The organism is Nocardia sp. BSTN01 (genome assembly GCF_015354405.1).
Classification (GTDB): domain Bacteria; phylum Actinomycetota; class Actinomycetes; order Mycobacteriales; family Mycobacteriaceae; genus Nocardia.
Genome location: NZ_JADKYP010000040.1, coordinates 1 through 12357 on the forward strand (window position 1 = coordinate 1; position 12357 = coordinate 12357).

Below are 12357 nucleotides of genomic sequence, written 5' to 3' on the forward strand. Positions count from 1 at the left end.
CCGCCGAACAGGATCGCCGAGATCGGCACGCCCTGCGGGTCGTCCCATTCCGGGGCGAGCGTCGGGCACTGCGACATCGGCGTGCAGTAGCGCGAGTTCGGATGCGCGGCAAGAGTTTCGGTCTCGCGCAGGTACCAGTCGTTACCCTTCCAGTCGATCAGGTGGTCGGGCTCGCCCTCGAGTCCCTCCCACCAGACGTCGCGGTCGTCGGTCAGGGCGACGTTGGTGTAGACGGTGTTACCGGCCTCGAGCGTGGACATCGCATTCGGATTCGACTTGCGGTTGGTGCCGGGGGCGACGCCGAAGAAGCCGAACTCCGGGTTCACCGCGTACAGGCGGCCGTCCTCACCGAAGCGCATCCACGCGATGTCGTCACCCAGCGTCTCCGCGCGCCAGCCCGGAACGGTCGGCTGCAGCATCGCCAGGTTCGTCTTACCGCAGGCGCTCGGGAACGCGGCGGCGACGTAGTAGTTCTTGTTCTCCGGGGAGATGAGTTTGAGGATCAGCATGTGCTCGGCCAGCCAGCCCTCGTCGTGCGCCATCGCCGAGGCGATGCGCAGCGAGTAGCACTTCTTGCCCAGCAGCGCGTTACCGCCGTAGCCCGAACCGTAGGACCAGATCTCGCGATCCTCGGGGAAGTGGGTGATGTACTTGGTGTCGTTGCACGGCCAGGGGACATCGGCCTGACCCTCGGCCAGCGGCGCGCCCACCGAATGCAGCGCCTTCACGAACGGGCGATCGGTGCCCAGCTTCTCCAGCGCGGCCTTGCCCATGCGGGTCATCACGCGCATCGACACCACGACGTATTCGGAATCGGTGAGCTCGACGCCGAGCTTCGGATCCGCGGCGCCCAGCGGGCCCATGCAGAACGGCACCACGTACATGGTGCGGCCCTTCATGCTGCCGCGGTACAGCTCGGTCATGGTGGCACGCATCTCGTTCGGGTCGACCCAGTTGTTGGTCGGGCCGGCGTCGGCCTCGGTGCGCGAACAGATGAAGGTGCGCGACTCGACGCGGGCGACGTCGGAGGGGTCCGACAGCGCGAGGAAGGAATTCGGCTTCTTGAGCTCGTTGAGCTTCTGGAAGGTGCCGGCCTCGACCAGTTGGTCGGTCAGCCGGTTCCATTCCTCATCGGAACCGTCGGCCCACACGACCCGCTCCGGCTGGGTGAGCTCTGCGACCTCCTGCACCCAGGCGAGCAGTCCGGCATGCGTGGTCGGCGCGGTGCCATCGGATCCGTGAAGACCAGGAATGGTCGCTGAGGTCATGAAAACTCTCCTGAGATGTGCGGCGGGCCGGAAAACTGCCGAAACAGCTTTCAACACCAGGAAGGCCGCCGTTGGCTGTGGACATCCGCCCGGCTCGCCGAACAGCGCGCCCCGGCTGGGCGGCGTACGAGAACGAGACGGACACCCGGATTCCTTAAGTAAAGAGGTTAACGCGATGTGACGGTCGGTACGGAATGGGGTTGCTCACTCGGGACCCGGCCGAAACCTTCCCACCTCGGCGGCACGCCGGCTGTGAGGGGTGAGCAAACCGCGATCGGGCGGAATCACCCGGCGACCGCGGCCTCCAGAATCGCCAGATCGCGTTCGCAGGCGGCCACTCGAGCGGGCTGTTCGGCGGCGGTGCGGCGCAGTTGCGCCTCCAGCTCCGCGACCCGGCGATCGGCCTCCACCATGCGCGCGGTGCTCGTGCGCACCACCTGTTCGGTCAGCTCGGACTCCGCCTCCACCAGCGCTGTCGCCACCCGCTGCTCGAGCTGGGCCTTCACGTTGACCAGCACATCGGTCACCCATTGCCGCAGATGTGCCCGATCGGCCAGATGTCCCCGCGCCTGCACCACCCACCACGCGACGCCCGCGCCGAGCGCCAGGGTGACCGGCACGGTCGCATAGTCCAACGCCGGCACCAGCGACAACGGCGCAACGATCAACCGGCCGAGGCCGAAACCCGCCGATGCGCCCAGCGCGATCATCAGCCGATCCTCGACACCGCGATGGCGGCGCTCCGGATCGGGGCCGACCCGGGGTGCGGGATCGGTCGGCGGAGCCGCCGGCGAGGCGAGCGCGGGCTGCGGTTCCGAGCCGGCCACGGCCTCGATCTGGCGGGCCAATTCGATCAGACGGTGGCGGACCACGGCGTCGAGTTCGGCGGTGGCCTGATTCACCGCCGCCTGCAGCAGCTCGGGATAGCCGCGCACCGAGCGGCGGTCGAGGCGATCCAGATCGGCACGGGCGGTGGCATTGACGGTGCGGACGCGGGCGCCCACCTCGTGCGTCAGATCGACCCGGGCCAGCTGCAGCCGATTACGCAGGGCGGCCAGCGCCTGGGCGCGGCCACCGTCGCGACCGGCCAGCGCGGCGGTGCGTTCGGCGCGCAGGGCGGCGACCGTGCTGCCCGAGCGCAGCGCTTCCATCTGGCCCAGCACCCGGGCGCGGGTGTCGGCGAGCACCCGGGCGGTGACGCCGGCCAGTTGGCCGGGCCCGCCCGAGACCCCGACCGCGGCGCTGAGCTGCGCGTGCAGCGCGGCCAGGCCGGAGCGGTCCAGCAGCGCGGCGTCGCCGTTGGCCCGGCCCGCGACGGCCAGCCGCGCCGAGACCGGAAGGATCTCGGGCTCGGCGCCGAGTGCCCGGGCCAGCATGGCGGTATCGCGATCCAGGACCGAACGCCAGTCGGGATGAGCGTGAACTCCGTTCATGGCGAACAGGATTCGAGTTCCCACCGCCTGCAGGCGCGTCACCGGGTCGAGCAGTGCGGCGCCGACGGCGGCGCCCGGATCCACCAGCACCAGCGCCACCGCCGGACCGCTGCCGGGACCGAAATCGGTGGCGGCGAGCAGGGTTGCCGGGTCGGTGACCGGATCGGTGAGTGCCACGCGCGGTTCGAAGCGGGACAGCTCCGTGCGCAACAGCGTGGTGTTGGCATCGTCCGGCCCGATGATGGTCACCGGAACCGGCTGTGCCACAACATGTTCGGCCGTAGATCCGTGCGGTGCGGCGGAATTCGGGCCCGGTTCGGCCGCAACCGTGCGCAGCAGCGCGCTGCCCTGCGGATTCCACCGCTCGACGACGGCCAGCACCTCGGGGTCCACGCCGGCGGTACCGCCCGCCCGCCGCCCGTTCAGCTCGGCCGACGCACCGGGTACCTCACAGTCCGGCACTGCTCATCCGCTCCCAGATCCGCATATATCCGTTGTGCAACCGGATCGCGGCGCGGCGGGCGGCGGCCGGCATATCGCTGGCGGCCACCGCGCGCCAGCGCTGGGCACGAATCAGCGCGTCGTCGGCGTCCGCCGGCGTCGCGGACGGATATCCGGCCGCGAGATGGCGGACCTCCGGGCGGGCCAGACCGGCCTGCAGCGCGGTCCACAGCGCCTCGTCACCGGCCAGATAATCCTCGATCAGGTCGCGGGCGCGCCCGCCGTCACCCTGCGGAATCGCGCGGGCGGCGATGCGAGCCAGATCGTCGAGCAGATCGCCGCCGCGCAGAGCCGCGATCTGCTCGTAGCGCTGATGCAGGCGCGCGTGCACCGGATCGATCCCGCTCACGGCATGCAACAACTGCAGCAACTGCTGCGGTCCCAACTCCGGTTCGTAGCGCAGTGCCACCAGCGCGCAGCTGACCCCGTGCAGGCCCCAGCGCTCCAGCAGCGCCCGGCGATCGGCCACATCGGGCCCGGCCGATCGGTCGACGAACAGGTCCGGGGACAGCGTGAGCTCGGCGCCACCACCGGCCGCGTGGCGGCGCAGCGTGCGCAGATCGTCGTCGCTCGGTGTGCCCGCACGCGTTCGGACCGCGAGTTCGGCCACCATCGGGGCGACCGGCACACCCAGCCCGTGCGCCGCCTGATCGGCGGCCACCACCGCATCGCCCCAGCGCGAGCCCACGGCATCGGCCTTGTTGAGCACGACCATCGTGGTGTCGGGCCGCAAGGATTCGAGAACGCGGCGATCGGCGGGCTGCAGCGAGCCCGCGAGCACATAGACGACGAGATCGGCGTCGAGCACCGGATCGGGCACGCCCGGCTGATCCACCGGCGCGGTCTCCTCGGCCGACATCAGGGCCAGCGCCCGCAACAGCGTCGATTTCCCGGCGCCGGCCCGGCCGGTGACCTGAATCCGCAGCGGCCGCCGGAAGGCCACGGCCGCACTCGCCAGCTGATCGGCGATTCCCGGTGCGGACCCGGCGCCGATCCGCACCGTGGCGATGAGTTGCTCGAGTTCCGGTGTGGGCCCGCCGTGGTCGTTCACGAAGCCCGGCGAAGCGCTGGTTGCAGTGGCTCTCGACACGGGTGATACCCCCCTTCCAGCGGCAAATTCTGTCAGAAGACGCGCCGGTTGTCGGCATCGACTGCGGATTCACCGGCACGTCCGATCGTCGTCGCGCCGCACGAGGATGTGTTATCGATCACACGAAACGGCTTGCCCGAGCCCGTGACCGGCGACGATGGCGTACGACTCGACCGACGCCACCGGTGAGCGGTACTGGCGGCGGAATTGGGAATGTTTCCGGCAAAACGGTGGTTGTGCTTGTGTCACAGCATAATTCGACAGTGGCGGACTAACGGGTCACGGATCGGATCACCTACGCTGAAGCCGCCGGCACACCGCCGGTGCGCGGCCTCGGCGGTGTGGACCCCGGTCGGCCGCGCGCCTGTGCGCCGGTCCCGTGGATCCGAAGGAGGTTGCGATGAGCGTCAGTGTAGACGTCATCGGTGACGACGGCACCGCCGTCGCGACGAAGAACGACCGGCCGCTGCCGCCGTCGCAGGACCCCTTCTATCGCGCACCCGCCGACACGGCAACGCACGCACCCGGAACCGTCCTGCGCAGCCGGCCCGTGCAGATCGCACTGCTGGGCCTGATTCCGCAGCGCGTGACGGCATGGCAACTGCTGTATCGCAGCAACGACCTGCACGGTCGTGCGGAGGTCGCGGTGACCACCGTGTTGTTGCCCGCCGATGCCGAACCGGGCGAACGCCGTCCCCTGCTGGCCTTCGAATCGGCGATCGACGCCGTCAGCGAGCGATGTGCCCCCTCCTATGCCCTGCGCCGCGGCGCCCTCGTCCCGGGCTCGATCACCCAGCTCGAACTGCTGCTCGTCGCCAACGCGCTGCGGCGCGGCTGGGCGGTGAGCATCGCCGATCACGAGGGACCGGACGGCCGTTTCGGCGCGCCCCGCGAACCCGGCTACCGCTCCCTCGACGGCATTCGCGCCGCGATGCACTTCCGCCCGCTGGGGCTGGGTACCGACACACCGGTTGTGGTGTGGGGCTACTCCGGGGGCGGGATGGCCGGATCGTGGCTGGTCGAGATGGCTCCCACGTACGCACCCGAACTGACCGTCGCGGGAGCGGTGCTCGGCGCGCCGGTCGGTGACCCGGGTGAGGTGTTCATCCGGCTGAACGGCGGCCGCTACGCCGGCTTCCCCGCGATCGTGATCTCGGCGCTGCGCCAGGTGTATCCGGCGCTGGGCGAGGTTCTCGACGGCCGCATCAGCACCGCCGGGGAACGGCTGCTCGAGCGCGCCGCCCAGCTGCCGCCGATCGTGGCGCTGGCCCGGCTGGCCGGCCAAGACGTGAGCAAATACCTCGATCGGCCGCTGGAGGAGGTGCTGAGCACCCCCGCGATGTGCGACATGTTCGACGATATGCGCCTCGGACAGCACACCCCGCACTGTCCGATCCTGGTGATCCAGCCGCTGCACGATCGCATCATCGACGTGTCGTGCATCGATGCGCAGGTCGAGCGCTATCGCGCGGGCGGCGCCGCCGTCGGCTACCTGCGCGACCGGTTGAGCGACCACTTCACGCTATTACCGCTGGCCACGCCGCTGACTCTGGACTGGCTGGCCGACCGCATCGCCGGCCTCCCGATCACCGACGCCGACACAGACACACGGACCGTCTGGTCGGTCGTGGGGTCCCCGTCGCGCTGGCGCGGACTGTTGGAGCTCGCCGGTACCGCGGGCCGGATGATCCTCGGCCTGCCGCTGGGCAAGCAGAGCGAACCGCGACTACCCGACGAGCAGCCGCTCGCCGCCTGACGCCGGGCTCCTCGCCCCTCGCCCGACACGGCCTGACCCGGGATTTCCCTCCTCGACGCGGTCGATTGCGGCCCTGATCATCGAATACTGGACAATGGACGCCGTGAACGACGCCGCAAACGACACCGCTGGTAGCGACGGGGCCGGAGGCGGCAGCTTGCGTAACCACGAAGGCCCTTCCCCCGAGCGTGAGCCTTCCCGCCTCTACCCGCGGGTAACGAGCTTCCGCTCGCGTCGTGGCGCGCTGACCGCGACCCAGCAGCAATCCTGGGAGCGGATGTGGCCGCGCATCGGCCGCGAGGTGAGCGACGAACCGCTCGACGCCGCCGCCTGGTTCGGCCGGACCGCCCCGCTGATCATCGAGATCGGCTGCGGCACGGGGACCGCGACCGCGGCGATGGCCCAGGCCGAGCCGCAGTTCGATCTGATCGGCATCGAGGTGTACAAACCCGGCCTCGCCCAGCTCGTGCAGCGGATCGAACGGGAGGGCATCGAGAACATCCGGCTGCTGCGCGGCGATGCCGTCGACGTCCTCGAACATATGATTGCCAAGGATTCGCTAGCAGGTGTGCGGGTTTTCTTCCCGGACCCCTGGCCGAAGGCGCGCCACCACAAGCGCCGACTGCTGCAGCCCGCGACCATGACCCTGATCGCCAGCCGCCTGCAGCGCGGCGGAATTCTGCACGTAGCCACCGACCACGCCGGCTACGCCGAACACATCGCCGAGGTGGGCGCGGGAGAACCGCAGCTCGTAGGCCTGAACGAGGCCACCGGCGGCGATGCGGAACACCCCGGGACCGATACGGTGATCGGCCTCGAACGCCCGGTGACGAAGTTCGAGAGCAAGGCGCATCGAGCGGGAAGCGCCATCACCGAGTTCATTTGGGGGAAGATCTAGATATGAGTCTCAGGGAGATGGCCCAGGCGGCCGACGAGGTTGCCGGAACAGTGCGCGGCGACGAATCGGACGTCGTCGCCGGTGCCGCGACCCCCGCGACGCCGGTCGCCGAACCCGCCGGGGTGCGACGGGTGCTGCTGGTGTGGGACGCGCCGAATCTGGATATGGGCCTGGGCGCCATCCTCGGCGGCCGTCCCACCGCGGCGTACCGGCCGCGCTTCGACGCACTCGGCCGCTGGCTGCTGGCCCGCACCGCCGAGCTGTCGGCCGGCAGCACCCAGCGCATCGAACCCGAGGCCACGGTCTTCACCAATATCGCCCCCGGGACCGCCGATGTGGTGCGTCCGTGGGTCGAGGCGCTGCGCAACGTCGGCTACGCGGTCTTCGCGAAACCGAAGATCGACGAGGATTCCGACGTCGACAGCGACATGCTGGCACATATCCAGTTACGCCGTGGCGGAGCCGGTCTCGCGGGGATCATGGTGGCTTCCGCGGACGGACAGGCCTTCCGCGAACCGCTCGAGGAGGTCGCGGCGACCGGGGTTCCGGTCCAGGTGCTCGGATTCCGCGAGCACGCGAGTTGGGCTGTCACGTCCGATATCCTCGATTTCGTCGACCTCGAGGACATCCCGGGCGTGTTCCGTGAACCGCTGCCCCGGGTCAGCCTCGACTCGCTGCCCGACGAGGGAGCCTGGCTGCAGCCCTTCCGGCCGCTGTCCGCACTGCTCACCTCCCGCCCCGCTCAAGGAGTCGCTTAGTGTTCACCCGCTGGGGCGAGCTGGTCCACAAGTTCCGCTACACCGTGCTGGGTGTAGCGGTGGCCGCACTTCTCGCCCTGGGGGCGTACGGATTCGGTCTGGAAAACCACCTGAGCTCCAGCGGCTGGTTCGACCCCGGAGCGGAGTCCTCCCAGGCCGCGGTGCTCAAGGACGAGGTCTACGGCCGCGATCACATGTCCGATGTGATCGTCCTCTACACCGCGCCCGACGGTAAGACCATCGACGATCCGGAGTTCGGGCGCAAGATCACCGACAATCTCAACAGCCTGCCGCGCGAACATCCGGACCAGATCAACAAGGTCAACGTCGCGTACTGGAAGACCGAGACCGGCGATTGGAGCGCCTCGGCCACCGGTAGCAAGGACAAGAAGTACGCGTTCGCGTCGGTCGCCATCAAGGGCGACGACGACACGACCACGATGAACAACTATCGCGCGGTCAAGGACGCCTTCTATATTCCGGGCGTCGACGTCCAGCTCGCGGGCATGCAACCGGTCGCCGGCACGCTGAACGACACCATCGCCTCGGACCAGAAGCGCATGGAGATGCTGGCCATCCCGGCCGTCGCGGTCCTGCTGTTCTTCATCTTCGGCGGTATCGTCGCCGCGGCCCTGCCGCTGATCATCGGCGGGCTCACCGTCCTCGGCGCCAACGGCATCGTCATGGCGATCACCCATGTCACCGAGGTGAACTCGTTCGTCGGGGCCGTGGTGTCGATGATCGGCCTGGGTCTGGCGATCGACTACGGACTCTTCATAGTCAGCCGGTTCCGCGAGGAACTGGCCGAGGGCTACACCACCCGCCAGGCCGTGCGCCGATCGGTGATGACCGCCGGACGCACGGTCACCTTCTCGGCGACCATGATCATCGCCGCCAGCGCCGGCATGCTGCTGTTCCCGCAGGGCTTCCTGAAATCGGTGGCCTACGGCACCATCGCGACCGTGCTGCTGGCCGCGCTGGCCTCGCTCACCATCCTGCCGGCGCTGCTGTCGATCCTCGGGCCGCGTGTGGACGCACTGGGGTTCAAGCGGTTCCGCAAGACCAAGACCGCCGAAGAGGTCGAGAACGGTTTCTGGGGCCGCACCACGCAGTGGGTGATGAAGCATCCGCTGAAGGTGGCGGTGCCGCTGTGCATCATCCTGCTGCTGCTGATCATTCCGGTGAAGAACCTGAAGTTCGGCGGCATCAGCGAAACCTATCTGCCGCCGGACAATCCGACCCGCATGGCCCAGGAGAAGTTCGACGAGATCTTCCCGCTGCGCCAGACCGACCCGATCCAGCTGGTCATCACCACCCAGAACACCAGTGAGATCAAGGCCATTCTCGACGAGGCCAGCGGCGCCCCCGGGCTCACCGATCCGTTCGGCACCCCGGGCATCCCGCCGAACGGCTCCGACGTCTGGGTGTCCGAGGCGACCATGGCGCCGGACGCCGATGTCGAGGACACGATCGCCTACCTGCGCTCGATCCATGTCCCCGACGATGTCGATCTGATGGTCGGCGGGCAGCCGGTTCTGATGCAGGACAGCATCGACTCGCTGCTGGATCGCATGCCGCTGATGATCGTGCTGGTCGTCTTCGTGACGACGCTGCTGATGTTTTTGACCTTCGGATCGCTGGTGCTGCCGATCAAGGCGGCGTTGATGAGCGCCTTGGGCCTCGGGTCCACACTCGGCATCCTGACCTGGATCTTCGTCGACGGCCACGGCGCCGGACTGCTCAATTTCACGCCGCAGCCGATCATGTCGCCGGTGCTGGTGCTGATCATGGCGGTGATCTACGGCCTGTCTACCGACTACGAGGTCTTCCTGCTCTCCCGCATGGTGGAAACGCGCGCCCAGGGCGCGAGCACCACCGAGTCGGTGCGCAGCGGAACCGCGCAGACCGGTCGCATCATCACCGCGGCGGCACTGATCCTGCTCGTGGTCGTCGGTGCGTTCGCCTTCTCCGATCTGGTGATGATGCAGTACATCGCCTACGGCATGATGGCCGCGCTGTTCATCGACGCCACCGTGCTGCGCATGCTGCTCGTTCCCGCGACCATGAAACTGCTGGGCGACGACTGCTGGTGGGCCCCGGCCTGGATGAAGCGCATTCAGCAGCGCATCGGCCTGGGCGAACCCATTCTCGACGACGAGCGTCCCGGCACCGGCGAGGTCGTCGACCTGGTCAAGACCACACCGGTGACCGATCCCGTGACCATGCAGCTGCCGCAGCTGCCCGACGGGACGCCGAAGGGGCCGCGCAAGCCGCGGCGGTTGAAGTTCCTGCGGGTCGATCCGGAGGCGCCGACCGAGCAGTTGGATCGCATCGATCCGGCCGCGGCCGGCACCTCTGTGCGCGCGACCCGTGCCAAGAGCCCGACGCCGCCGCGCGCCGAGAGCCCCGCGCGGTCACGAGCCACGGGGACCGACCGGGCTCGCGCCGACAGTTCGGAACCGTCGCGGGCCGAAGGCTCCGAGCCGTCGGCGTCGCGGAGTGGGGCGCCCACGATGCGGACCGGCGAGCCGGCGCAACCGCGAGCAACGGAATCCGTTGCTTCCTCGGACGCCGGGGCCCAGAAGTCCGACTCGTCCGCATCGGAGCAGCCGGGCAAGACCGAGCAGCCAGGCAAGACCGAGCAGCCGGGGAAGGCCGAAAAGTCGGGCAAGGCCGAGAAGTCCCCGAAGCGCAAGCGTTTCGGCTTCCGCCGCTCGGACTCCGGCGCAGATGCGCCGTCGGCCGATTCGGGCAATGCCTCGCCCGCCGACCACGCTGACGACGCCGCGAATCAGGCACCGCCTGCCGCCTCGAGCTCCGCCGACGCCACCGCGGCACACACGCCGGCGGGTCCGGAGGGCGGTCGCTCGTCAACCCCGCCGCAAACGCCGGGCATCCGCTCCTCCCGCGTGCTGCCCCCGACCGCCCGCCCGCAGCCGCCACGCGCATCCGGTGGTTCCGGTGTCATCGGTGGTTCCGGAGTGATCGGCGAATCCGGCGTCATCGGCGCCGGTCCCTCCGCCGCGGACGAGGCGGGCCGTGCCGCGGGAACGTCCGAACCGGCCCGCTCGGCCGATGTCGGCGGCACGTCCGGCGTGCTCGGAGCGGCCCCGTTACCGGGTCGCGCCGCGCCGAACTCCGGACAGCCGCCGGCGCGCACCCCGGAACCCCCTGCGCCGCAAGCGCCTTCGGTGCCGCCGTCGGTATCGCTGCCCGGTTCGGATACCGCACCGAACCGTGGCGTGGTGCGGCCGCCGCAGGTCGTCCGCCCCGGTATGCCGCCCCGGACGGTGCCCGCCCCGGATACCGCCCCCGATGCCACCGATTCGGTGCCGCCGACCGCCCCGGTCGGCACCACGCCGCGGGTCCTGCCACCGAAACCGTCGAAGGTGCCACCGCATCCGTCGGTCCGCGCTCAGCTCTATCGTCCGGACGCCCCGCCGTACCACCCGGGACAGCCGCCCGCCCAGGGACCCGGGCAGACACCGGATGCCGGACGGCCCGGCCACAGCGGACCGCCCGACGGCCCCGGACACCCCGCGAACCCGCCGCAGGGCACCCCTGGTGCGTCCGCGCCGACCGGGCACGGCGCCGGATGGTCCGAACCGGCCGGACGCCCCCAGCAGGGTCCCGACCGGTCGCAGCGCGTCGCTCCCGAAGGACGCCCTCCCGCCGTGCAGCCGCCGCGGCGGATCCCGCCCGACGGCATGCGCCGTTCACCCACGCGGACAACGGAATCCGGGCCCGGCAATGTGCCTCCCGACATGCCTCGGGAGCCGAGGGACGCGGAGGCGACCCAGGAGCTGCACCAACCCGCGAATCCGGGTAACCGGCCACCGGCCGGCGGCCACAACGCTCCGGCTCCGGGACCCCGGGGAGACCTCGGCTCGGCGATGCCGCCCGGTCCGCAGCAGACCACGTCCGACGCCGGGGAAACCGGAGCGTCGACGGCGCCGGAGCGTGAGAATCCCACCCCCGCAGCCGAATCCGAGGCCACCGGAAACCCGGCCGACCAACCCGCAGGGCCCGGCGGGGACAACCGCAACAACATCGAACAGTGGATGGCGGACCTCCGCTCGTCCCGCCGTCGCCCCGAGCCGGAACCGGCCGATCCCGACGACGAGGGTAAGCACCGCACCAGCGGCCGCACGGTGAGCGTCAACGAACTGCTGCGCCGCCAGAACCGCGACTGATCGCCTCGCACGGGCCGGAGGTCCTCGTACCGGCCCGCGTCCGAGGCTCGCGGCCCTACCATGCCCTCATGCTGAATTCCGCGCGGATCGAGGCACGTGTCCCCACACAGGATCTGGAACGAGCACGGCGTTGGTACGCCGAGAAACTCGGGCTGAACCCCGTGGAGGAACGGCCGGGCGGGCTGCGCTACGAGGGGGCGTCAGGGGTCTTCTGCCTGTTCGCGTCGGCCGGAGCCGCCGACGGTTCCTTCACCCAACTGGCGTTCTACGTAGACGATATCGAGGCCACCGTGGCCGCCCTGCGGGAGCGCGGCGTGGTGTTCGAGGAGTATCCGGGCACGGTCGGCGGGATCATGGAGATCGACGGGAACTACCCCAGCAAGGGACGCGCGGAACGGGGTGCGTGGTTTCGCGACAGCGAGGGCAACATGATCGGACTCGGCGAGGTCGTCGAGTAGGG

At 69.9% G+C, this 12357-nt stretch carries 8 protein-coding genes; 5 read left to right on the forward strand and 3 right to left on the reverse strand.

The features are described from left to right. The 3 genes from IRT45_RS25665 to IRT45_RS25675 form a co-directional block, all read right to left on the reverse strand. Positions 1 to 1268: phosphoenolpyruvate carboxykinase (GTP) (locus tag IRT45_RS25665; protein ID WP_194808440.1), on the reverse strand; the 1268-nt coding region annotated here is incomplete at its 3' end. A 284-nt stretch (positions 1269 to 1552) separates the two neighbouring features. Next, entirely contained in the window at positions 1553 to 3163 is a 1611-nt protein-coding gene (locus IRT45_RS25670) for a hypothetical protein (protein WP_309241155.1), read from the reverse strand. Next, a complete protein-coding gene (locus tag IRT45_RS25675) occupies positions 3150 to 4292 on the reverse strand; it encodes a hypothetical protein (RefSeq protein ID WP_309241156.1) in 1143 nt (380 codons plus the stop codon). Before IRT45_RS25675 ends, IRT45_RS25670 begins: the two co-directional genes overlap by 14 nt. 400 nt (positions 4293 to 4692) lie before the next feature. Here IRT45_RS25675 and IRT45_RS25680 point away from each other — a divergent pair, with 400 nt between their 5' ends. The 5 genes from IRT45_RS25680 (at position 4693) to IRT45_RS25700 (ending at position 12355) form a co-directional block, all read left to right on the forward strand. Then, positions 4693 to 6048 (forward strand): lipase family protein, encoded by a 1356-nt coding sequence (locus IRT45_RS25680; RefSeq protein ID WP_194808441.1) that lies wholly within the window; start codon positions 4693 to 4695, stop codon positions 6046 to 6048. Between the two features lie 94 nt (positions 6049 to 6142). Then, positions 6143 to 6946 (forward strand): tRNA (guanosine(46)-N7)-methyltransferase TrmB, encoded by an 804-nt coding sequence (gene trmB, locus IRT45_RS25685; RefSeq protein ID WP_194808442.1) that lies wholly within the window; start codon positions 6143 to 6145, stop codon positions 6944 to 6946. A 2-nt stretch (positions 6947 to 6948) separates the two neighbouring features. Next, positions 6949 to 7704 (forward strand): NYN domain-containing protein, encoded by a 756-nt coding sequence (locus IRT45_RS25690; RefSeq protein ID WP_039781553.1) that lies wholly within the window; start codon positions 6949 to 6951, stop codon positions 7702 to 7704. Then, the gene (locus tag IRT45_RS25695) at positions 7704 to 11897 is read left to right on the forward strand and encodes an MMPL family transporter (RefSeq protein ID WP_309241157.1); all 4194 of its coding nucleotides are present in this window, start codon (positions 7704 to 7706) and stop codon (positions 11895 to 11897) included. Before IRT45_RS25690 ends, IRT45_RS25695 begins: the two co-directional genes overlap by 1 nt. A 68-nt stretch (positions 11898 to 11965) precedes the next feature. Beyond that, positions 11966 to 12355 (forward strand): VOC family protein, encoded by a 390-nt coding sequence (locus tag IRT45_RS25700; RefSeq protein ID WP_194808443.1) that lies wholly within the window; start codon positions 11966 to 11968, stop codon positions 12353 to 12355. Positions 12356 to 12357: the final 2 nt, after the last annotated feature.